Annotated in this window: 18 protein-coding genes; 5 read left to right on the top strand and 13 right to left on the bottom strand. The window is 60.0% G+C overall.

Going from position 1 to position 22,965, the window contains the following annotated elements; genetic code table 11:
* Window positions 1-55: 55 nt before the first annotated feature.
* The gene (locus KEC45_RS07355) at window positions 56-343 is read right to left on the bottom strand and encodes a hypothetical protein (RefSeq protein WP_252171807.1); all 288 of its coding nucleotides are present in this window, start codon (window positions 341-343) and stop codon (window positions 56-58) included.
* Between KEC45_RS07355 and KEC45_RS07350 the strand changes: the two genes are divergently transcribed.
* The 4 genes from KEC45_RS07350 (at window position 320) to KEC45_RS07335 (ending at window position 6,176) form a co-directional block, all read left to right on the top strand.
* Window positions 320-1,498, top strand: a complete 1,179-nt coding sequence (locus tag KEC45_RS07350; RefSeq protein WP_252171806.1) for a hypothetical protein — start codon at window positions 320-322, stop codon at window positions 1,496-1,498. The two genes, KEC45_RS07355 and KEC45_RS07350, sit on opposite strands and share 24 nt — an antisense overlap.
* 205 nt (window positions 1,499-1,703) lie before the next feature.
* Window positions 1,704-3,659 carry a nucleoside-diphosphate sugar epimerase/dehydratase gene (locus KEC45_RS07345; RefSeq protein ID WP_252171805.1) on the top strand — a complete coding sequence of 652 codons (1,956 nt, stop codon included), beginning with the start codon at window positions 1,704-1,706 and terminating at the stop codon, window positions 3,657-3,659.
* Between the two features lie 132 nt (window positions 3,660-3,791).
* Window positions 3,792-5,033 carry a sugar transferase gene (locus tag KEC45_RS07340; protein WP_252171804.1) on the top strand — a complete coding sequence of 414 codons (1,242 nt, stop codon included), beginning with the start codon at window positions 3,792-3,794 and terminating at the stop codon, window positions 5,031-5,033.
* A 3-nt stretch (window positions 5,034-5,036) separates the two neighbouring features.
* Complete coding sequence (locus KEC45_RS07335; RefSeq protein WP_252171803.1) at window positions 5,037-6,176, top strand: glycosyltransferase family 4 protein; 1,140 nt, start codon at window positions 5,037-5,039, stop codon at window positions 6,174-6,176.
* A 34-nt stretch (window positions 6,177-6,210) separates the two neighbouring features.
* On the opposite strand, the gene asnB is transcribed toward KEC45_RS07335, so the two are convergent.
* Genes asnB through KEC45_RS07320 form a run of 3 tightly spaced genes read right to left on the bottom strand, consistent with a single transcriptional unit; the run spans window position 6,211 to window position 10,124 of the window.
* Window positions 6,211-8,145, bottom strand: a complete 1,935-nt coding sequence (gene asnB, locus KEC45_RS07330) for an asparagine synthase (glutamine-hydrolyzing) (protein ID WP_252171802.1) — start codon at window positions 8,143-8,145, stop codon at window positions 6,211-6,213.
* Window positions 8,145-9,284: a glycosyltransferase gene (locus KEC45_RS07325; protein ID WP_252171801.1), complete on the bottom strand. Its 1,140-nt coding sequence runs from the start codon at window positions 9,282-9,284 to the stop codon at window positions 8,145-8,147. Before KEC45_RS07325 ends, asnB begins: the two co-directional genes overlap by 1 nt.
* Window positions 9,285-9,290: 6 nt before the next feature.
* Window positions 9,291-10,124, bottom strand: a complete 834-nt coding sequence (locus KEC45_RS07320; RefSeq protein ID WP_252171800.1) for an EpsG family protein — start codon at window positions 10,122-10,124, stop codon at window positions 9,291-9,293.
* Window positions 10,125-10,349: 225 nt separating this feature from the next.
* Here KEC45_RS07320 and KEC45_RS07315 point away from each other — a divergent pair, with 225 nt between their 5' ends.
* Window positions 10,350-11,489: a glycosyltransferase family 4 protein gene (locus KEC45_RS07315; RefSeq protein WP_252171799.1), complete on the top strand. Its 1,140-nt coding sequence runs from the start codon at window positions 10,350-10,352 to the stop codon at window positions 11,487-11,489.
* Here KEC45_RS07315 and KEC45_RS07310 read toward each other — a convergent pair.
* From KEC45_RS07310 to KEC45_RS07270, 9 genes are all read right to left on the bottom strand, one after another.
* Window positions 11,459-12,412, bottom strand: coding sequence for a glycosyltransferase family 2 protein (locus tag KEC45_RS07310; protein ID WP_252171798.1), 954 nt, complete (start codon window positions 12,410-12,412; stop codon window positions 11,459-11,461). The genes KEC45_RS07315 and KEC45_RS07310 overlap by 31 nt on opposite strands.
* Window positions 12,409-13,305: an FkbM family methyltransferase gene (locus tag KEC45_RS07305; RefSeq protein ID WP_252171797.1), complete on the bottom strand. Its 897-nt coding sequence runs from the start codon at window positions 13,303-13,305 to the stop codon at window positions 12,409-12,411. The genes KEC45_RS07310 and KEC45_RS07305 overlap by 4 nt, the downstream gene beginning before the upstream one ends.
* A 79-nt stretch (window positions 13,306-13,384) precedes the next feature.
* On the bottom strand, window positions 13,385-14,698 hold the full coding sequence (locus KEC45_RS07300) for an oligosaccharide flippase family protein (protein WP_252171796.1): 1,314 nt from the start codon (window positions 14,696-14,698) through the stop codon (window positions 13,385-13,387).
* A 26-nt stretch (window positions 14,699-14,724) separates the two neighbouring features.
* Window positions 14,725-16,023, bottom strand: a complete 1,299-nt coding sequence (gene tviB / locus KEC45_RS07295) for a Vi polysaccharide biosynthesis UDP-N-acetylglucosamine C-6 dehydrogenase TviB (RefSeq protein ID WP_252171795.1) — start codon at window positions 16,021-16,023, stop codon at window positions 14,725-14,727.
* Window positions 16,020-17,036, bottom strand: coding sequence for an NAD-dependent epimerase/dehydratase family protein (locus tag KEC45_RS07290; protein ID WP_252171794.1), 1,017 nt, complete (start codon window positions 17,034-17,036; stop codon window positions 16,020-16,022). Before KEC45_RS07290 ends, tviB begins: the two co-directional genes overlap by 4 nt.
* Before the next feature lie 22 nt (window positions 17,037-17,058).
* Window positions 17,059-18,312 (bottom strand): hypothetical protein, encoded by a 1,254-nt coding sequence (locus tag KEC45_RS07285; protein ID WP_252171793.1) that lies wholly within the window; start codon window positions 18,310-18,312, stop codon window positions 17,059-17,061.
* A 32-nt stretch (window positions 18,313-18,344) separates the two neighbouring features.
* Complete coding sequence (locus KEC45_RS07280) at window positions 18,345-20,558, bottom strand: polysaccharide biosynthesis tyrosine autokinase (RefSeq protein ID WP_252171792.1); 2,214 nt, start codon at window positions 20,556-20,558, stop codon at window positions 18,345-18,347.
* Between the two features lie 37 nt (window positions 20,559-20,595).
* Window positions 20,596-21,339, bottom strand: a complete 744-nt coding sequence (locus KEC45_RS07275) for a polysaccharide biosynthesis/export family protein (RefSeq protein ID WP_252171791.1) — start codon at window positions 21,337-21,339, stop codon at window positions 20,596-20,598.
* Between the two features lie 61 nt (window positions 21,340-21,400).
* Window positions 21,401-22,876 carry an O-antigen ligase gene (locus tag KEC45_RS07270; RefSeq protein ID WP_252171790.1) on the bottom strand — a complete coding sequence of 492 codons (1,476 nt, stop codon included), beginning with the start codon at window positions 22,874-22,876 and terminating at the stop codon, window positions 21,401-21,403.
* Between the last annotated feature and the right edge of the window lie 89 nt (window positions 22,877-22,965).

Below are 22,965 nucleotides of genomic sequence, written 5' to 3'. Positions count from 1 at the left end.
CCCCATGGTAGCGCCAGAGGATTTCCGCCAGCCGGGCGATACAATATTAATCCGGTTACAGCGATTTCTCGACGCCATCGGCAATGGCGTTAACGGCGAGCTCGACGCCGACTATATCATACCCTCGCAACTGGTCCTCGGCTCGAAATCCAATTTCATCCTGCGCGGGAACGGGCATCGTATCCAACTCGCCGACGGAGCCCCGACTGGCTGGGGCGGTTCGGCGCTCTATATCGTCCAGTGCAACGACTTTCAGGTAATCGACCTCGTTTGCGACGGAAATCGCGAGAAACGCGTTGCGGCCGAAAATCCGGCCCACGTGATCGTCGTCGACAAATGCCATCGCTGGAAATTCCGTGAGGTTCGCGCCGTCAACGGCACCTGCGACGGCTTCCTGATCTATGCGGGGTCGGACGGGAACGGCACCGGCGCCAAAGGCGCCGTAACGCTCGCGGATTGCCCTTCCGGCTGGGTGCTCGAAAATTGCATTGCGCTCAATAATTTCCGCCAAGGACTTTCGCTTGTCGAGGGTATCGACGGGCTGATCGACGGCGGCCGATACGGATTGACGAACGGGCTTTGGGATGTCGGCAACGGCCCGTGCGCGGGGATCGACCTCGAACCCGACGATCAACCGGCGCGTCCACCGGACCGGATCCGCAATATCCGGATGCGGAATATCTTGTTCGACGGAAATCAGGGCCCGGGATTGCTGATCACCCGTATCAACGGAGTGCGGGATATCGAGGTGACCGACTGCATCTTTGACGGAAACAAAAAGGCGGCAATTGAATCGTTTGCAGACAATGTCAGCATCATCAGGCCGAAAATCCGCAAATGGACGCACGAAGCCTATACGCGTCGCGCCAACGCCCCGCCGAAGCGCGCCGCTATCGACATCGGATATCTCGCGGGCTCCACGAAGATTCTCGATCCCGAATTCACCTCCACCAGCAACGGGGCGTCGGATATTAACCCCTGCATTTATGTACATGGCGGAGCTGCCCCCGGCATTGTCATCAGCGGCATCAAAACCGACGGCAGCGCATCGTTCATATGCGGCGCCCATGCGCCGAAAATCCAGGTCAGCCACAGCGTCGTCGACCTGCGCTCCTCCACGCGTTCCAATGCTTTCGTGTTTCTGGGCGACCATGCTGTTTTCGAGGATATGATGCTGCTCGGCATTTTTGAACGAGCGGCCTATTTCGGTGGAAAGAGCCCCCGCATCCTGAACAACCGGCTCTATGTGCGGGTCGCCCGTTCAACCACTCCGGTCATCAGCGCTTGGGATTCAGCGGCACCGGAACTGCGCGGCAATCTCGTCGAGTTCGACAGGCCGGTTTCCTCGAAGGCTTTTTCGATCGGACAAGATGCCACGGCAATCGATAACAAGGTCATCAACAGCCTGAGCGACCAAGTCTTTGAATTTGCCAATTCTCCGCGCCGGTCATCGGGCAATACCCGTCTCTCACGCGCCGACAAACCGTCCCGGAGATAATATATTCTTGCCCGAACAGGAGCCGGCCGCTCGGCCTCGACGCATCGACACCCGAAGATCGCGCAGGTTGAATGATGGGCAAACTTCTCGTAGGAATTGCACGTGTTTACCGTGCGATTTATTCGCCTGAACGCCGGGCTATTGCAGAAACCCCTCCTCGGGTGAGGAAGCTTAGGACGAACCCTGTGAAGAATTGCCGGCAGTTATGAAGCTTATCAACGACAAGCAATGGCGTAGCCTGAGGGCAAAAATTCTTGCCTTCATCGGTGACCGTCCGCGAAGCCAACGCCAGTTCGCGGCTCTGGTCATCGATGGCTCTCTGTGTCTTGCCGCGGTCTGGATCGCCTTTTCGTTACGCGTGGGTGCATGGGAATTCATCTCGCGGCCGATTGCGACTTTTGCCGCCTGTGCTTTGGTGCTTTGGTATCCCATTGCATGGCAGGCCGGCGTTTACCGATCGCTTATTCGCTATTCGGGAGCCCGCACGGTTGCCGACCTGGCGGTTGCGTGCGGGCTGCTCATGGTTCCCCTGATTGTCATCTGCGTCGCGTTTCGCCCGCCCGATGTACCGCGTACATTGAGCGTCTTGCACCCGATCATCTTTCTGTTGCTCCTGGCAGGAAGCCGGATCGCAATCCGTTTCGCGCTGCTCGACCTGCTCAAGGTCGTCGATGCCAATGCAAGGAGAATGCTGGTCTATGGCGCGGGACGCGCGGGCCAGCAGCTGGCACTTTCGCTCCGTCACGAATCGCAAGTTCATCTCGTCGGCTTTATCGACGATGACGTCAGGCTCGACGGCCAACGGCTCGACGGCGTTCCCGTATTCGGCGCATTCCGGCTGCATCAGCTACTTGCCGATACCGATGTAGACGAGGTTCTGCTGGCCATTCCCAGCGCCTCGCGTGCGCGCCGGCGCGAAATCATCGAAACGCTGCAGAATGAAGAAGTTTACGTCCGGTCGCTTCCCAGTCTAACGAACGTCATCGACGGCAGCATCACCGTCAACGATCTTCGCGAAATCCAGATCGAGGAATTGCTCGGGCGCGAGGCCGTTGTCGCCAATGAATTGCTGATGGGCCGTACAATCCTCGGCAAGACCGTTATGGTCTCGGGCGCAGGCGGCTCGATTGGCAGCGAACTATGTCGCCAGATCATCCGCTGTCGCCCCGCCCGGCTCATCCTGCTCGAACAGAGCGAGTTTGCACTTTATTCGATCGAACAGGAAATCCGCGAACTGATGCGCCGCCTTGGCATATCGGTACCGCTCGACCTCGAACTCGCGAATGTGTCCGAGCGATCATCTATGCGGCGGGTCTATCATCACTATCGGCCCGAGACCGTGTTCCACGCTGCGGCGTACAAGCACGTGCCGCTGGTCGAAGCGAATCCGATCTCGGGGTTGCGTAACAACATCATGGGAACGCTCCACAGCGTCGAGGCGGCAGAGGAAGTCGGCGTTACCAACTTCACGCTCATCAGCACGGACAAGGCGGTCCGCCCGACGAACATCATGGGCGCGTCGAAACGCGTTTGCGAACTGATCCTGCAAGCCCGCGCGGCGAGCACCGGGGTCAAAACGGTCTTCAGCATGGTGCGGTTCGGCAATGTTCTGGGATCGAGCGGCTCGGTCGTTCCGCTTTTCAAGACTCAAATCGCCGCCGGTGGTCCGGTAACCCTCACCCACCGCGAAATCACGCGTTACTTCATGACCATTCCCGAGGCTTCGCAGCTTGTTATTCAGGCAAGTGCAATGGCGAAAGGCGGCGAAGTCTTTGTGCTCGACATGGGCGAGCCTGTGCGGATCATCGATCTTGCGCGCACCATGGTCCGACTTTCGGGTCTCAGCGTGCGCGAGGCGGATCACCCCGACGGCGATATCGAAATTGTCGAGACGGGGTTGCGGCCGGGAGAAAAGCTCTATGAAGAGTTGTTGATCGGGAACAATCCGGAACAGACCAACCACCCGCGCATCATGCGCGCGCGCGAAGGCCTGCTGCCCTGGACCGAACTCGGCGCCATGTTGAAGCAGCTCGATACGACGATTCGCGGAACGGGGGACAGCGTGGCGGCCATGCGGATCGTGAGCATGCTGGTGCCCGAATATGAAGCCGACGCGGCCTGGGCCGGACGCCCGGGCGGTACCAGCGCCGGCGGCGAGTGACATCCCGAGACGACAGCTGTTGACACGCCGACGCACGGCTGGTTGGACCCGGCCTGCGACGGCCCGCAACGTCCTGTTTCGACGGCCCGTCTCGCCAGATTTCACGCCTAGGCCTTCCTCTGAAGAATCTTCATGACCATCGACACATATTCCTATGATTTCATCGTCACTGGCGCGTCAGGCAATGTCGGCCGGCACCTGATTCCCCTGCTGGCACTCGATGGCAGGAAGCTGCTCGCAGTTGGCCGCGACGTCGAGGCGCTGCACGCTCTGTTCTCTGGCCAGGACGACAATATCGCGGTGACGGACTATGATGGCCTCGCCCGCGTTTCTGCCTGCGACACGATGATCCATCTGGCCGTGCGCAACAATGACCAGCCGGGAACGCTCGCCGACTTCGTCGCGGTCAATGTCGATTTTTCAGCCGGCGTCGCGCGCGAGTTCGCGCGGATGAACGGCAATCGCTTCCTCAACATCTCCTCGATCCTTTCCCTCGAAGATGGCGAGGGATCGCCTTATGCCATCAGCAAGGCGCTTGGAAACGAACGGATCCATGCCGAAATCGGTGATCGCCTCGACAATATCTACATCGGCTATTTCCATAGCCGGGGCTACTTTGGCGAAAAGCTTGCCTTTCTCCGGTGGCTGGGTCCGGTGATCGGCGGCGCGCTCTTCGCTCCGTTCAAGACGCTCAAGCCCTCGACATCGGCGCAGAGCCTCGCTGACTATGCCTTGGGTCCGGCACGCAGCCTGCCAGCACCCGCGATCCTGACCGACGACTTGTCGCGTTCATTCCTCTATCGCGCCGTGACGCGCACAATGGATCTGGGCGTCGCAATCGGAATCCTGCTTTTCCTGCTTCCCGTTTTTGTCGCGCTCTGGGTTGCGATACGGCTCGACAGTCCGGGCCCGGCCATCTTCGCGCAACAGCGCGTCGGGGCATCGCAGGCCCCCTTCACGCTCTATAAATTCCGGACGATGAAGCGGGATACCATCGCTGTCGGGACGCATGAGGTCAGCGCCAGCGCCGTGACAAAGATCGGCGCCTTTCTTCGCCGCACCAAGCTCGACGAACTACCGCAAGCGATTAACCTGCTCCGCGGGAATATGACGCTCGTCGGGCCGCGCCCGTGCCTTTTTTCACAGACCGAGTTGGTCGAGGCGCGCCAGACGCTGGGCGTCTATGCGTTGAAGCCGGGAATTACAGGCTATGCCCAGATCCGTGAAATCGACATGAGCCGTCCGCACGCGCTTGCCCTCAGCGATTACACCTATGGCAAGCTTCAGTCGCTGCTGCTGAACCTCCGTATCATTCTTGCGACCGCCCTTGGTCGCGGCGGCGGCGACCGTGTGGCCGCATCCGACAAGGCCTGACCGATGACGGACGTACGCAAGACCATCCTGTTTTTCGTCGGCGATGCACCGTTCTTTGTGTCACACCGGCTAAACCTTGTCCGGGGCGCGCAGGCCGATGGCTATAATGCGGTGGTCGCCTGCCCCGCTTCGCCCGCCGTCGACGCAATCCGCGCCGCGGGCGCCCGCTGGGTCGAATGGAAAATCGACCGCGGCGGCATGTCGATCCTTGGCGAGCTGCGGACCCTCGCCAGCGCATTCCAGATTGCCCGATCAACGGCCCCGACGGTTATCCACGCGATCGCGCTGAAATGTATCCTCTATGCCGGCTTCGCATCGAAGCTGCTGGGTATCCCCATTGTCGGCGCGGTGTCCGGGCTCGGCTATATCTACACCGGGAACGCCAGTGGTTCGAAGGCCGTGCTCCGCCGCCTGGTAAACCGCCTAATGAACCTTGGCCTCAACCGCCGTGACGTCAGCTTCATTTTCCAGAACCGCGACGACGCCCGCATGGTCGAATTCGCAAAGCTGGACAAGGCGACCGTCCACATGATCGGGGGGTCGGGTGTCGACCTGGACGCGATCACAATGCGACCGCACCCGGCCAGCGCGACGACGGTTATCGGTCTGCCGGCGCGTCTCCTTCGCGACAAGGGCGTTTATGAATTTGTCGACGCAGCGCACGACCTGCGGCAACGGCGCAAGCGTGACGCGCGTTTCCTTCTGATCGGCGATCCCGACCCCAACAATCCATCGTCGGTATCGCCGCCGGAAATCGATCAGTGGGTCGCCGAAGATGCCATCGAATGGGTGCCACATACGCAGGATATTGCGACGGTCCTCGCTGGTCTGCACATCGTCGCCCTGCCCTCCTATCGCGAAGGCTTTCCTAAGACGATCATCGACGCATCGGCCGCAGGCCGCGCGTCGGTAACGAGCGATGTTCCAGGGTGCCGCGACGCCATCGTCGACGGCCTGACGGGACTACTCTGCCCTGCCCGGGACAGCGTCGCGCTCGCCGACGCGCTCGACAGCCTTGTCCTCGATCGCAATCGCTGCATCGCGATGGGCGAAGCCGCCCGCAAACATGCGGAAGCTTTTTTCGACGTCCGCGAAGTCACGGCCCGGCATCTTGAAATCTACCGGTTCCTCGGAAAACCCTGAACCGATCGACGATATGGAAACCGCGGCCGATGTCCTATCGGGCGTCGAGCCACGCCTGGAACATGAGCACGTCCCAGACATAATAGTGCAACCGCCGCCGCCCGCTGCGCGTATCCGACCAGAGCTGGCTCACGATATCGGCGTTGAAATAGCCGTCGCGCCTTAAACGGTCCGGCTCTAGCAAATCGTCCGCCCACGAACGTAGCGGCCCGCGAAGCCAATGTTCGATCGGCACGCCAAAACCCATCTTCGGGCGCTCCATCATTTCGCGCGGAACATGGCGATAGAGAAGCTGGCGCAAGGGCCATTTCGGTTCATTGTTCCGGAGTTTGTATTCGAGCGGCAATGCGAGAGCGAATTCGACAACGCGGTGATCGAGCAGCGGCACCCGGCTTTCAAGGCTGAACGCCATGCTCGCCCGGTCGACCTTCACCAATATGTCGTCAGGCAGATAGCTGCGCATATCGAGATACATCATGCGGTCGCGGAAATCTCCGTCGGCCGGCCAGTCCGGGTCTGGGGCGGTCAGAAACGTCGGCGGCTCATGCGAGCCGGGAACCAGAATCGACGGATTTTTCGAATGTGATACCAGCGACCGATAGAAATCGTCGGACCGCTCGACCGCAAGGACGTCGGCAAATTTGAGCAGCCGGTCCCCCACCGCCATCTTGCGCAGGCGCGACGGCGCGAATTTCATCATTCCGTCGATGAAGTCCGCCGGCGTCCTGCGCAATGTTCCCGATATCAGCTTGCGCACGCCACCGGGCAGCTTGCCCAGTCGGCGCCAGATGTCATAACCCTGTGCATATCGCGTATATCCGCAAAACAGCTCGTCACCGCCATCGCCCGAAAGACTGACGGTAACTTCCGACCGCGCGAGGCGACTGACAAGCAAGGTCGGGATCTGCGAGGAATCGGCGAACGGTTCGTCCCAATGGTGCGGCAGGATCGGAAGCTGGTCGAGCGCATCCTGCGGCGTGACATAAAGTTCGGTGTGATCGGTGCCGAGATGGGCGGCGACCCGCTTCGCATGACGGGCTTCGTCATATTCGCCCTCGGAAAAACCGATCGAAAAGGTCCTTACCGGGCGCGCCGACTGGCGCTGCATCAAGGCAACGATCGTGCTGGAATCATATCCGCCCGACAGGAACGCGCCGAGCGGCACGTCGGCAGCCATCCGCATGCCGACCGCGTCGAGGAGCAATGTCTCGAGTGCGTCGACCGATTCCTCGGCCGAGCCCGAAAACGGACGATCGCGCCCTGCTGCGGCCTTTTCAGCGATATCCCAGTACGCGACGGGTTCGGGCAGCGCCGCGTCGTCGACACCGATTTCCAGATAATGCGCTGGCGGCAACTTGTGGACATTGTCATAGATCGAATAGGGACCCGGCACATAATTGTGGCGAAGGAAGAGCGCCAGCGCATCGCGGTTTATGCCGCCCTGCCACGCCGGGTGCTGGCGAAGTGCCTTGAGTTCCGATCCGAACAGCAGCGTCTTGCCCTGCAAGCCGTAATAAAGCGGCTTCTCGCCCATGCGGTCGCGAGCGAGGACGAGCTTTCGGTCCGCCCGATCCCAAAGAGCGAGGGCGAACATGCCATTGGCGCGTTCGAGGGTGCCGAGCACGCCCCATGCGGAAAAGCCCTGCAACAACGTTTCGGTATCCGAATGGCCCCGCCATTCGATGGGCCCCTTCTCTTCGAGTTCCAGGCGAAGGTCGAGGTGATTGTAGATCTCGCCATTGTAGCTGAGGACGAACCGGCCATCATGGCTCGCCATCGGCTGATGGCCTGCAGGAGAGAGATCGATGATCGCGAGGCGCCGATGCGCCAGAGCGATCCCGGCCTCGCCGTCCACCCAATAACCGTCGCTATCGGGCCCGCGATGCATGATCGTGTCCGCCATCCGGCGAAGCAGCACTTCGCCGTCCGCAAAACCCGCCCGGTCGAGGAACCCTGCAAAACCACACATCAAACTTCTCTTTTCATCATCGAATCATAGAGTTGGGTATAGGCGTCAACCGTAGCGGCGAGCCCGTATGAGGTCGTAATCCTTGCCCGCGCCGCTTCGCCGATTTCGGCCCGCGACGCAATATCCATCCGCGCCATCTCGACCATCGCTTCGGCCATTTTTCCGGGATCGCCGGGAGGCACGATCCGTCCGTGGCCATCCAGCAGCCTTGCGCAATCGCCGACATCGGTAGCGATGGAGGGGAGCCCGCTCGCCATCGCCTCGCCGAGCACGTTGGGGAAGGCCTCACTCGCCGATGACAGGCAGAAGAAATCGAACCCGGGCAATATCGCCTCGATGTCGTCGCGGCGTCCCGGCGTATGGAACCGCTGCAGCGGCAGTTTCGCGAACAGCCCCTCCAGCGCGCCATTCTCGCGGGTCAGCCCGTCGCCGACCATGACGATATGGAGGTCCGGCACTTCGGCCAGTGCGACCGCGGAGGCTGCCATAAAGCTGGGCACATCCTTCAACGCATGAAAGCGGCCAATAAATCCCCCGACCGGCACCCCCTCCGCGACGCCGATAGCGGTGCGCAACGCGGAGCGGTTCCTGGCATCCGGCTTCCAGCGATCCGTATCGAAACCGTTCGGGATGACGATTCCGCGGCGCGGCGAAAAACCAAGGTCCTCGTGATGTTCTCTCGCCTGATGGCTGTTGTAGATGATCGCATCTGGACGCCGTGACTGCGTCTTAAGCCCGCGTATCATCCATTGCGTCGCGCGTTTTTCCGCGCTCAGGTCATAAAGCGACTGACGGATATTCCACGCGAGCCGGACCGGTCGGCGCGACATCGACGCGGCAACCGTCGCGGCGACATTGCCGTGCGGCATCCAGCCCTGCACGATCTCCGGGCCGATCTGGCGCACCAGCTTCCCGAGTTTGATCGGCGCAGCCAGAAGCGAGGCGCCCCCCGCTATCCCCAGCGCATGGACCGCTACGCCATTCTCCCTCAACAGCGGGCCATAATTTCCCGCTCCCGTCAACGACACGACGCTGTGCGAGAACCCTTTGGCAGGGTCCGCGACGGCCAGATTGAAGAGCGATCGTTCGGCCCCGCCGGTCGCGAGCCCGGTGATGATGTGAAGCACATGTACCGGCACGGGAGCCTATCCGGTAATCGTGGAAAAATAATAGAACCACTGCGCGATCATGTAGACCGACATGGCCGGAATTGCGAACATCTTCACCGACGGCTTGGCCATCAGCACCGTCGAAATCACAAACGGATAGGCGAGCGCCAGAAAGCGCAGCGAATATCCTCCGGTAAAGACGTTTACCGTCACCAGTGACAGGATAAACAGCGAAAATCGTCCTTCGACCGAACGAAAAGTGTCGCGATAGTCGATCAGGAAAAGCCCCAGCAGGCCGACCCAGAAGGCAAGGTAGAGCGGGCTGCTCGACAGGTCGAGATAGTCGGCGCGCCGATCGCCGATCAGCGTCAGCAGCACTTCCCGGAGCGGCCCGATCACCAGCCCCACGACGATTCCCGCGCCCAATATGACGGTGAGACGCAGGCCTACAGGCCAGCGGGAAAGGCGCCCCCCCTCATCGGCGGTCATCAGGCAAAGAACATAGACCGCCAGGAAAATGATCATCGTGGTATGAATCGTTGCGGCGAACAGGCACAACGCGACGGCGACATAGGTCGATCGTCGCAGGAAAAGATAAACCAGATGGAGAATGCTGATCGCGAGCGCTGATCGCAGCTGGGAATAGGCAAGTTCAAAAACGAGCGGATTGGCCAGGAAAATCAGCGGCAACAGCCCACCGCGACGATAGACAATCAGTGACGCGGTTACGAGAAAAACGGTCGAAATCATCTGGAAGACCATCTCATAGTCCACCGGAAGCCGACCATCTTCCAGAAGCTTCATGAGGAACCACCACGAATATTCCGAGGTGAAGTAATCCAAATAACTACCAAAGTAGAAATAGTCCAAAAGGTTATCCTTATGGATAATCTTTTGAGTATAAACTTCTCGGTCGATCAAAATTCCCCGCGTTCCTGACAAAACTATTTCAGGCCACGGGATTAGTGAAATAATAACAGCCAATATCATTGGCAGAATATAATATCGATAGTCGCTCGGGAGAGAGCCTTGATAATTTAGCCGATTATTCATATGAGGACTGCCGATTAACTATTTACGACCGAAGGCATTGAAATGAAAATCTTGTTTCTGGTATCTTCAATGCAGGGGGGTGGAGCCGAGCGGGTTGCGGCACTGCTTGCCAATGCGTGGGCTGAGCACGGCCACAATGTCACGTTGATGCCGACCTTTTCGGCCCGCGGAGAGTGCGTCTATTCATTGAACGCAGCGGTTCATCTTGATTTTCTTTCCGATCATTGCGAGCCCGGCGCGGGACGGCTCGCCCGGCTCACGATGCTGCGTCGGTTCATAAGAAGCTTTAATCCCGATGTCATCGTTTCATTTCTGCCCCACGTGAATGTCGCTGCCATCCTTGCAGCTTGGGGATCGTCCATTCCGGTCATCGCGTGCGAGCGGATATATCCTCCCGTCTATGAACATCTTTTGCCGCGCGCCTATCGCGCGCTGCGCAAGTTGCTCTATCCTGTTGCGGCTGCCCTGGTTGGCCAGACCGAGCCTGCGAGCGAATGGCTGCGCGAGCGCGGGGGGAAAGCGATCATTGCGACCATTCCCAACCCCGTCCTCTTGCCCTTGCCGAAGACCGAGCCGTATCTGTCACCCGACTTGCTCGTCCCGCCGGACTCCCGTCTTCTGTTGTGGGTCGGGCGCCTAGATGACCAGAAACGTCCCGAATTGTTGATAGAGGCGGTGAAGCTCATGGGCGGGCTTCCCCATGGCTGGCAGCTGGTCATGCTCGGGGATGGCACTCTTCGCGAAAAGCTCGAAAATATGGTCGAGGCAGCAGGCCTTTCAGGCAGTCTCATCTTACCGGGGTTCGCGGGAAATCTCGGCGACTGGTATCGTCGGGCCGACCTGTTTGTGATGACATCTTCGTTTGAGGGTTTTCCGAACGCCTTGCTCGAAGCGATGGCGCACGGCGTGGCGCCCATCGCGTTCGACGTCTCGACCGGGCCGGCCGAGTTGAGCGATGGGGGGCAGCGAATCATGTTGCTGCCAGACGACCGTCAGCTATCCCGCCTGTCCGAAGCGCTTCGTTGCCTGACTTCGGACACGGAGCGCCGACGCGCGCTGGCAGAAAGAGCGTCGCAAACCGCCGAGACATTTTCGCTTGAGGCCATATTGAGTCAGTGGGACGCGCTGTTCGCGACAGTAATCGACCGGAGTCACCGGCGAGGAAAACGAAGCTCCTCGTAAAGAAATATCGAAAACCCGAACGGCCATGTCACCGCTTTGAGGAGCCATCCCGCGAGGCTCTTTGGCGGGAACCCCTTGCGTAGCCCTCCCCGCCAGGCATGCCAAGCGTATCGGGTATGATTCACGGCGATTTTCAGCACCTCGACCGGCGCCCGAAACAGCCAGCGCCAGTCATGCGTCAGAAACTGGGAAGCGAAATAGCCGCGTCCGACCGACGTGCTGCGCATCTTCGTCAATGTGTTGCGGCTGTTGATGATCGAATCCTGCTCGACATGATATGTCAGCACCGCCGTGTTTATGTACCGCGTCTTGTATTTTCGCGCGATCGCATTCCAGACGACACCTTCGGGTACAAGGCCTTCGATGAATTCGGGAAACGGAAATTGGCGGAGGATTTCGACCCGCTGGAATCCCGACTTGTCGCCACGGATACCGTCGCAGAGCGTGGTTTCGATCGGCGTGCTGTCATAAGGGCTGACGGGATATCGATCGCCGAAAATTGTCCCGTCCTCATGGGCACAAAGCCCGGTTATGCCGACGTAGCCGGACCGGTCCGCTTCGGGGATCGCAAGCCATTCGTCGTGCATAATCCGCAGGGCCTGCGGCAGCGCAGCATCATCGCTGTCCCAGCACACCAGCAACGCGCCGCGTGCTTCGCGAACACCGCAATTATAGGCGGTCTTCTTGTGCCCGTGCGACTGATAGAAATAGCGGATCGGGAAATCGGCTTTGTCTACCCATTGCGCGACCAGTTCCCGCGTGCCGTCGGTTGATCCGTCGTCGACAATCACCCACTCAAAATCGCGCAAGTCCTGCGCGGCGATGCTTTCATACAGGCGCGGCAAGGTGTGCGCGCGGTTGTGCGTTGGCGTGAATATCGTGAACAGCGGTTCGCCGCTCTTATCGGGTATCGCGGGTGTCAAAGCGGGTGCGCGCCGCGGTGCACCGCAACGATCATCTGGTAAAAGGCGGGCGCAATGCGCTCGATCGGGCGGACCTCCAGTTTTTCGCCCAGCAGCGTTCGCAGCAGGAAACCCGAATAGCGGCCGAGCCGGGATTCACCGAACTGGAAGTTCCGTTCTACCGAGACGAAGTCATAGCCGAGTTCGGACAGAAGGTTGACGACGTCTGACCCGTTCGGACCGAAATCACTCGGCGACAATTCGAACATGATCACCGGGCGATTGCTGGCGATCACCCCCCGCGCCCCACGCAGGATACGGGCTTCGAAGCCTTCGGTGTCAATCTTGATCAGCCCGATCGGCCCAAACGCCCGGTCGGCCGCGAATGTATCGAGCGTCATGAGCGAAACGCCGTCCTTGCCGGGCGCACCGGCGGCACCAATCTCGATGAAAGTGCCGCCCATGTTTGTGGGGTTTTCCCGCAGCCTGCCCAGGACGTCGGCGTCCGAAAGCCCCTGCCGGTGGGGCGTGACATTGTCCGTCTGCGACGCGTTGAACTTCAGGAGCTCAAAGGTTCGCGGGTTGGGTTCGAACGAATGAACCTCGAGAAAATATCGCGAGAAGAAGACCGAATGATTGCCGATGTTCGCGCCGATATCGAGCGCAACGAGTTCGTTCATATTCTTGAGGAAGCCGCTCATCCAGCCAAAGGCGGCACGAAGATAATCATCCTCGTACCGGCCCTCGACGTTGATCACATGCCCGATGTGATCGTGCGAAAATATCGCCATTTGCGGATAGCCGGCCGTGTGATGCGCACGCGCAAGCGTGTGCAATTGCCGATTGGCGACGAAGCGGGAAACTTTGGCAAACCCCTGGCTGGGCGAACGAAAGCTGTGGAGGACTTTACTCACATTCAATCCAATCTTGTCGGCAGTCCAATCGGGAGCCTGCCGGTTTCAGTTATATATGCCGGGGCTGTCGCCCCTCTCATCAAATCGTCCGGTCGCGCGTCAGGCGCGAAACAATTCCGCCAAAGATAGCGCAGTTGACGCCGAGCGCCTTATAGACCTCGCGCGAAGCCAGATAGCGATAAAAGACCAATGCGATCGACGCCGCAATGGCAGCGCCGGTACCACCCAGCGGAGGAATCAGGAGAAGGCAGAGTATCATCGAAAGGACGAGGCTGATTGCGACGATCACCGTCACGCGGTCGTGATATCCGGTCATATTCAGGATGAAAATGGGATCCCCGAACAGGAAGGAAACCAGATATCCCGCCGCTATGATCGAAAGCGCGAGGCTCGCGGGCGCATAAGAGCTGCCGAACACGAGCTCGATGATCAGCTGCGACCCGAAGATCAGGGGAACGGCGATCAGGCTGCCGATCAGCATGATGAGCCAGGTGGCATGACGAACCGTTTTCTGAAGCTGATCGCGGTCTCCCGACTTGTGCATACGCGCATATTCGGGGGCCAGAACCGTCGTGACCGCTGTATATCCAAAAGCCACTAGCAGTCCCCCTTCGGCCGCGACCCGGTACAGGCCGACCGCTTCCTCGGTCGCGAGGATTCCCAGAAGCAGAAGATCGATGCGCACGAGCGCCATGCTAATCACCGAATTGAACATGAAGCGCGACCCGGTCGACAGAATTTCGCCGGTCCCGAGGACGCGGCCTTCGACGACTGGCATCAGACGGCGCAGGATCAACACAAGGTGAACGCTGGAAATCATCAACAACAGGGTAAACGCTGCGAAGCGCGTCTCGATCGCAATTTGCGCGGTGTAGAGGTCGAGCAGGAGCATCGCGGATGCACCCATTGCCAAAGTCGCCCCCGACAACAACACCGATCCATAGAGCTGGAAGGCAATGGTGCGGCCAAACCCGCGCACAATGCCGGCCGCCACCTCAAAAAAGGCCGAGGGGATGACCATCCACAGGCCGATTTTCATAAGCCGGCTGATCGGCGTGTCGGCGGTAAATTGCAAAACAAGCTGTCCGACAGCGACGATCACCAGCGCAGCGACGCCAACGATGGCGAAGCCTTTCACGATCGAGCGCGCGAGCGCGAGGGGTTCGCCGCTGCCTCTCGACGCCGCGATATCGCGCGTCAGAAGCTCGGGAATGCCGAGCTTTGCGGGGATACACAGCAGCGCGATCGCGGTGACGACAAAGGCATAGGTGCCGAACTCGGTGGGGCCGAGCCAACGGGCGAATATGATGCCGAGGCCGACCGCCACGACCCGGTCAAGCAGACCGATCGCTCCCACGCTTGCCGTCAGCTGGATAAGATTGCGAAGTTGCATCGGCTCCTCCGGCCCGGCTGAACGAATCAGATTCGCAAATCGCTCTCGTCGATATTCAGTATGCCCTTCACATCGACCAGCACCAATGTCGGTTTGCCGAGCTTGCGCAGCGCTGCCGCGCCCGCATCGACGAACTCGCGGTGCGCCACGGCGAGGATCACTGCGTCATAATCGCCATGCGGCGTCTCGACGATATCGATTCCATATTCGTGCCGCGCCTCGGCTGCGTCGACCCACGGATCGTGAACATCGACATTCACGCCATATTCCTGGAACTCGCCGATCAGATCGACGACGCGGGTGTTGCGGATGTCCGGGCAGTTCTCCTTGAAGGCGAGCCCCAGAACCAGAATGCGCGCGCCTTGAACCGGGAGTCCGCGCTTGATCATCAGCCGAATAACCTGGCTCGCGATATAGCCGCCCATGCCGTCGTTGACGCGCCGCCCCGCCAGGATGACTTCTGGGTGGTAACCGACCGCCTGCGCCTTGTGCGTCAGATAATAGGGATCGACGCCGATGCAGTGGCCGCCCACGAGCCCCGGCGTGAACTTCAGGAAGTTCCACTTCGTGCCGGCGGCTTCGAGTACGCTGTGCGTATCGATGCCGAGCCGGCCGAAAATAATCGAAAGCTCGTTCATCAGCGCGATATTCAGGTCGCGCTGCGTATTCTCGATTACTTTCGCCGCTTCGGCGACCTTGATGCTCTCGGCCTTGAAGGTGCCTGCGGTGATGATCTGCGCATAAAAGCGATCGACCCACTCGGCGACGTCGGGTGTCGAACCGCTCGTCACCTTGCGGATCGTCGGCAGGCGGTGCTCCTTGTCACCGGGATTGATCCGTTCGGGGCTATAGCCCGCAAAGAAATCCTCGTTGAATTTCAGCCCGCTCTCGCGCTCGAGAATGGGAACACAATCCTCTTCGGTACAGCCGGGATAGACGGTGCTTTCATAGATCACGATGTCACCGCGTTTAAGCACACGTCCGACGGTCTCCGAGGCCTTCACCAGCGGCGTCAGATCGGGGCGCTTATGCGCATCGATCGGCGTCGGAACCGTCACGACATAGACGCGCGCCTGCGCCAGATCGGCCATGTCATCCGAAAAGCCGAGCCGGGTCGCAGCCGCCAGCTCTTCCGCAGTCGTCTCGAGCGTGTCGTCGCGGCCTTCGCGAAGCGCCGCAATGCGGGCCTTGTTGATGTCGAACCCGACCACGGGCCAGACGCGGCCAAATTCTACGGCCAGAGGCAAGCCGACGTAACCCAGGCCGATCACGGCGATGGTGGCCGAGTCGAAATCGGGAAGCGGCGCGATCCGATGAGCGTTCATTTGCGAAAATAGTCCCTGTACCAAGCGACGAATTGCTCGACCCCATCGCGGAAGTCCGTTTGCGGGCGATAGCCGGTCAAACGTTCGAGCAGGCTGGCGTCGGCCCAGGTCGCGGGAACATCGCCCATCTGCATCGGCATCAGGTTCCGCTTTGCCGTCACCCCGAGCGAGCTCTCGATCGCCGCGACGAAATCGAGCAATTTCACCTTGTCGTTGTTGCCGATGTTCACGATGCGGAACGGCGCAACAGGCGAGAGGCTGTCGCCTTCCTCGATCGCGTCCGCCGATGCCGGGCGCTGCGGGACAGCGTCGATCAGCAGGCGGATACCGCGAACCAGATCCTCGACATAAGTAAAATCGCGGTACATGTCGCCGCCGTTGTAAAGGTCGATCGGCCGCCCATCGAGCATCGCATCGACAAACTTGTACAGCGCCATGTCGGGACGCCCCCACGGGCCATAGACGGTAAAGAAGCGGAACATGGTGGTCGGAACGTTCCACAGATGCGCGTGCGCATGCCCCATCGACTCTGTGGCCTTCTTAGTCGCCGCATAGATGGTCAGCGGGGTATCCGCCTTTTCGGTTTCCTGAAACGGCATGTCTTCATTCGCGCCATAGACCGACGAGGTCGATGCCATGAGCAAATGGCCAACATTGTTGCGCCGGGCAGCCTCCATGACGTTGAAGGTTCCGATCACATTCGCTGACAGATAAGCGTGCGGATTTTCCAACGAATAGCGCACGCCCGCCTGTGCGGCGAGATGAACGATCGCGTCCGGCTGGACATCGTCGATAACGGTGTCGACCCGTTCGCGATCCTCCAGCATCGCCTCCACGGCACTGAAATGCTGGTTTTGCAGCAGAATCTGATGACGGCGACGTTTGAGTTCGACATCATAGTAATCGGTCATGCCGTCGAAGCCTGCGACTTCGAAGCCCTCGGCCAACAATAGTTTCGCAAGGTGAAATCCGATGAACCCGGCGGTGCCGGTCACGAAAATTTTACGACGCATGCTCGTCTCCAGTGACGGGATATCAGATTTTGGTGTTCGGCGACGGGCTCGCGGCGGCAACCCCCTCGCGGCGCAGACTGAGTTGCTGAACAGCAATGTCGACTCCGCTACTGCTTCCCGCAGCATCGAGTTCAAGTGTCGCAAAATACCAGCGGCAAGCGGAGCCTGCGATCCTGATCGCGGCGCTGCCGGCCCCTTCGGTCAACGTCACCGGTGCAACGGGAACCCGGATTGCGTCGGGGTCGACGCACGTAAGGCGAAGCTTGAGCGCGGCATCGGGCACGGCCTTCAATCCGGTCAGCTTCCAACGCAGGCGATAGGTGCCGGCGGATGGAACAAATGCCAGCTGACGCGCCGCGATACCCGAAGCGGCGGCCAGGCCGGAAATCGCCAACGTACGTTCCTTCGGCTCGATCGTCGCGCCGATATCGCCCGACTGGAGCAATTCCCATTCGAAGGGAGTGAAGCGCGGTTCGCGGTCAAACCCCGAACCCGTCAGCACTTCCCCACCAGGCTGCGCACGCATTCCGAGCGCGCGCGCGATATCATAGGCCAGCGCGGGCTGTTTCCGGCTGGCGAGTTCGGCAATCAGATCAAGATCGGTCTTCGTTGCCTGCTTCAAATTCCAGGGGCTTCCGGCGACGCGCAAGCGCAGCCTCCCGGCCTGCGGAATGACGGTCGGGATACGAAGCACCGCCACCCAGTAATCGGCGCTCCATCTCGGATTTCGTCCAAGCATCGGCGCAAGAACATTCATGGCGCCGGGGCTTGCCGTGGCCGCAGCCATCCGCTCCACATAAAAATATCGCGCGTCGTAATCGACCGACATCGCGCGGCCCAGCAACTGAACCGCGCGCTCCGGGCGCCCGCGCTTGAGCTCATCGTCGATGAGCATCGCGTTGATCAGATTATCGCGCCGGGTAAGTCCGCCAGCCAGATCGAGCAGCTTTTCCGACTGCTCCCTTTTTCCATTCGCTGCGAGCGACTGGATCAGCACCGGCAACGCCGACGTCGCCAGCGGCTCCGTCGCAAAGGCCTCTTCCGCCAGCCGGCGCTCCAGCTTTTTCGGCGCGGACTTCGGATCCTTGCTCAACCGCGCGCCAAGCATCGCACGACTCAGGCCCGCTTTCGCCCACCCCTGGGGCGGAACCCCGAGCATGGCCGAGACGGCCGGGGCGCGACGCTGGTTCACGATGACCGTCGACTGCGCCCACGCCGCGCCCGCAACCAGCAGGCCAGTTCCAAGCAACAGATAGAATTTGCCAGACTTTTTCATATGCGATCGCCGAACTGTGCCGTTGGCCTCACTTAATCTTCGCCATTGCGGTTCTTGTCCGCTCCATAGCCATAGCCGTAACCATAGCCGTAGCCGTAGCCGTAGCCGTAGATTTCATTTCGGCGACCGACCTTGGTGACCAGCGCGCCAAAGATCTGGGCGTCGGTCTGACGGAGACGATTGAGAGCCGACTTGATCGCACGCGAACTGTTGCTCGACGCGTCGATGGTGAAGATCACACCCTCGACCGGGCGCGCCAGCAAGGGCGCGTCGGCAAGCCCCAGCACCGGCGGAGCATCGAGTATGACATGGTCATATTCGCGAAGCAGCAGTTCGATCAGCGTGCCGAGGCGTGACGAGCTGAACAGCTCGGCGGCGTTCGGCGGCATCGGACCGGCAAGCATGTAATCGAAACCGAACTCCGGCGACTTCGAAACGAGCTCGGGGATGTTGTCGAAGCCCGTCAGGTAGTTGCTGAGACCCACCTTGTTGTCGATATCGAGCAACTCGTTGAGCGAGGGGCTACGGATGTCGGCGTCGATCAGGATGATCTTCTTGCCCGTCTGACTGAAGACGCTTGCGAGGCTCAGGGCCGAGCTGCTCTTGCCTTCTGCCGGCCTGGTCGAGGTGAGCATGAAGCTCCGGGGCGCGCCATGATGGGTCAGGAAGGTCAGGTTGGTCTGGGCCGTGAAATAGGCTTCATAAACCATCGACTTCTTGTCCAGCAGCAGCTGTTCGAACTCCTCGGATTCAACCTTCGGGATCGATCCGAGGAGCGGCAGGCCGAAGCGATCGCTCACTTCGCTCGGGTCGCGGATCGACTGATCGAGCTGTTCGAGCAGGAAGACCAGGGCAGCGGCAATGCCGACGCCGGCGATCAACGACAGCAGGATATTCAGGATCAGCTTGGGGCTCGACGGAACGGGCGAGGGTATGGCCGTATCGACCACCGAGATATTGTTCGTTCCGACACCCGCGACGCCGATTTCCTTATAGCGCTGCAGCAGGCCGTCATAGAGCTGGCGATTGGTATCCACCTCGCGCTGGAGGATGGCATATTCGATCGAACGGCGCTGCTGGTCGCGATATTTCCCGGTAATGCGATCGAGTTCGCTTTCCAGTTCGTTTTCGCGGCTCACGGCGCTTGCATAGGTTTCGCGGTTCAGGCTGCGCGCGCGCTGGGTTTCGGTCGCCACCGACTGGCTCAAGGCTTCGAGCTGCTGCTTCTTGGCGACAACTTCGGGATATTCTTCGCCAAATGTGGTTCGCAAACGCGCGAGGTCAGCCACAAGCTCGGCGCGGCGCTGTCGAAGCGTGCTCACCGCATTATTGCTCGAAAGATCCGCGGAGGACACCGAACTGCTCAACAAGCTTTCTGCAGCGATCCGCGCATCGCGCGCGGACGAGAGCGCGCTGCTGATCTTTTCGACATCGGCGGCTGCAAGGGTTCGCTCGCCGACGGTCCGACCGCTACCGGGATCAACACGGCCTTCGAGCGTGATGATGTCGTTGTTCGCGGCATAGGTAATCAACTCGCGCTCCGAATCTTCGAGATTCCGGCGGAGCGCCGAGATACGCTGCTCGAGGAAACGACGCGCGTCAGTCGTCGCGGAAAACCGGCGGTCGAGGCTGGCAGCGACAAACTGTTGCACCCAGAGATTGGTCAGCTTGGCCGAAAGGGCCGCAGAGGGGGTCGAGAAGGACACGTCGACGAGGCTAGACTGACGCACCGGCTCGATGTTCACCGCGTCCAGCAGGATTTTTTCGGCGCGTTCGGCCATGCGCGCACGCTGGGCGCTGTTGGGCGTTCCCTCCTCGCCTTCCGTCAGGTCGTATTGCGCGAGGAATTCCTTGTCATTCAGCAGATTGCCCGCGCGCACCGCGCGCGCGGCAAGAGACCGCGATTCCAGAAGGCTGTACTGGGTGTTGAAAAAGGCGATCTCGTTCGAAATCGTCTTTTCGCGTGCCCCCTCGACATCGGTTTCCACCGGCGACTGCGGCGAAATCTCGATCCGCGCCGTGCTGGTATACAGCGGCGTCATCAGAAAGGTTATGGCAAGCCCGATGGCGAGGCACGTCAGAATGCTTCCGATCACCCACCCGCGGTGGTTCAGCAGCGCGACAAAAGCCTTTTCGACGATGTGCATGTCGAAAAACCCGCCCCGATAACCTTGCTCGGAGTTGCCCCCCGTTTCGGCCGTCGATCCGGCGTTCACGACCGAACGGCCGGTAGTTGCGGTATCCATCTTGAGTGTCATCCGTTCAGAAGTTGTAGTCGCTCGATCAGTTATTGTTCGACAAATTTGTCAATACGATGAGCGGTGTACTAAGCAATGTGGCAGCCTTGATGATGTCCTCAAAGACGCGGCGCTGGGCAGAATCGCCCACGACAACGACGTCGTTCGGGAAAATTTCCGGATCGGCGTAATTCCCGCGCCGGATTGCCTTCAGGTTATAGATGCCCACATATTGGCGATTGTCGACCTTGCGGAACACAAGGACATCGTCGAGGCTCGAAAGCTCGGTGGCCCCGCCGGCAAGCGAAATGGCGCGCATGAGCGTCGCTCGTCCTACCAGCGGATATTGTCCGGGACGCTGGACCTGGCCGTCGATTGTCACGGCCTGCGAAAGCAAGTGCGTCGGGTTTGACGACGCCTTCAGATTGACCGACACCTGCGGGTCTCGAACATAGCGTCCCTGCAGCCGATCCCTGATTTCATTAGCCAACTGGGTGGTCGATTTTCCGGCGCCATCCACCGTCCCCACGAACGGATATGAGAATTTGCCCTCACCGTCGGTCAGAATGTCACGCTGCAGATCGGGCACACCATATACCTGCACGGACAGTTCAGTGAACGCACCGACATAGGTCTGCCGCGTGGCCTGCTGCGTATCGCCACCCGTCGGCTGCGGAAGGCTTTCGAGCAACGTTACGCCGCTGGCGGGAACAGTTGCTACGGGCTCTTTCCCGGCGCAAGCTGCCAGACTCAGCAAAGCAAATGCGAAGAAGTGAGGCAGACGGAGCATATATAACAATCCAAAATAACCGAGAATCGCGGAGAAAGTCGTTCGCCCATAAGGCGAAACGTCAGGATACGGAAGCTTTAGTGGGGCGACCGGAACGCGAAATCTCGGTTCGGTGATGGGCCAGAATTACGATGAGAAAAGCGGCCGTCATTGCAATCGAAGGGGTACGAAGCGGATAGTCCACTGCCGACCCGGCGATAAGCACGGCGAACGCCGCTGCGAGGATCAAATTTTCGGCAACTTCGACCCGCAACGGCGTTGGGCGCGACCGCCATGCTGCGATCAACTGGAAAGCGATCCATATCGTGCCGGCGACAAAAATCAGAACCGCCGGCAACCCGCCCTCTATCGGAAGCTGAAGCCAGTCGTTGTGCGCGTGGTTCAGATAGGCCTCCTGAAGCAGCGTGTCGGGCTCCATTACCTGATAAACCCGCGCGAAAGCCCCGAAACCAGAACCCAGCAGCCATTGCCCTTTCAGCAAGGCAGCGATGGACGAGAAGGTGGCGACACGGATTTCTTCGACGCCGTCGCCGTCCAGAAAGCGCCCCACCGTATTGTCGCGGCCCGAGAAATAGAAGAGCGCTCCGAGCACGGGCACCACTACAAACGGCAAGATGTTGAGCAAGACATCCCGGATCCGTTCGATACGGACCGGCGCGGCGTGATGCGTCCTTTCGCGGGAACGTGCCTGGTTGATCGGCTTCGGTGCGAAACGGTAGGACCAGCGGACAATTGCGTAAACGAGCATGCTGCTCGCCACGCCGCCGATCAGCCCCATCCGGGATCCGATGATGAGCGTGAACAACAGGAAGATCGCGATACTGCCGATCAGGGCCGGAATAAGCAGCGGACGCCGGTTGCGGCGTGCGATTTCGTTAGCGATCAGCCAACCCGCCGCGAGAATCGCAAGCGACAGCATCAACCCGTGGTGGTTGCGATTGGCGAAGAGTCCGACGAGCGAGGTTTCGTTCGTGATCCGGTAAAGATAGAAGACGCTACGGGGTCCGGCCATAAACTGCATCAATCCGAAAACAACCGATGCCAGTCCGAACAGCCAGATTGCCCACCACAACCGCACACGTTCGCCGACAGGCAAGGCGGCAGCAATAATCAAGGCGGCCAGGGGCACGCTGAGCGACAAAAGCGTATTGATCGTCAGGGCCGGCGACATAGTGATCGGGCGCCACCGTTCCGGCGCCCCGAGCAACTGATCGATCGCTAAGATCTTTTCACGAAGCGGCAGAGTTGACCATATCCCTGGCGGCAACGGAACAAGCTGGATCGCCACCCAGGAAATCAGAAGGCCCATGAGGATCATCGGCGTGCGGATCGAACGCCACGCCGAGGCCGGTGTCATCGTAAACGCGCAGAACATCGCTAGTATCGCGAAGGCCCGCAGCCACGGCGCCGAGGCAACATCATATCGCGACCCACCGCCCATCAACACGACGACAGCCGTAAAAATGGCCACCAGGACGAAGGCTCTGCGAAGCGAAACAGCCTCATCAGATAGCGCGTGACTGGTTCTGGGCTTCATCGAGGCGTATCCATCCACATTATAATTAGCGCCCCTATGCCCGACAAAGGGAGAAGCCAAGCTTTGATTTGACGAGAGTTGGAAGCGAC

The sequence above is a fragment of the Sphingopyxis sp. USTB-05 genome, assembly GCF_023822045.1.
Lineage (GTDB): Bacteria > Pseudomonadota > Alphaproteobacteria > Sphingomonadales > Sphingomonadaceae > Sphingopyxis.
This window is presented reverse-complemented; position numbering and strand designations above follow the sequence as displayed.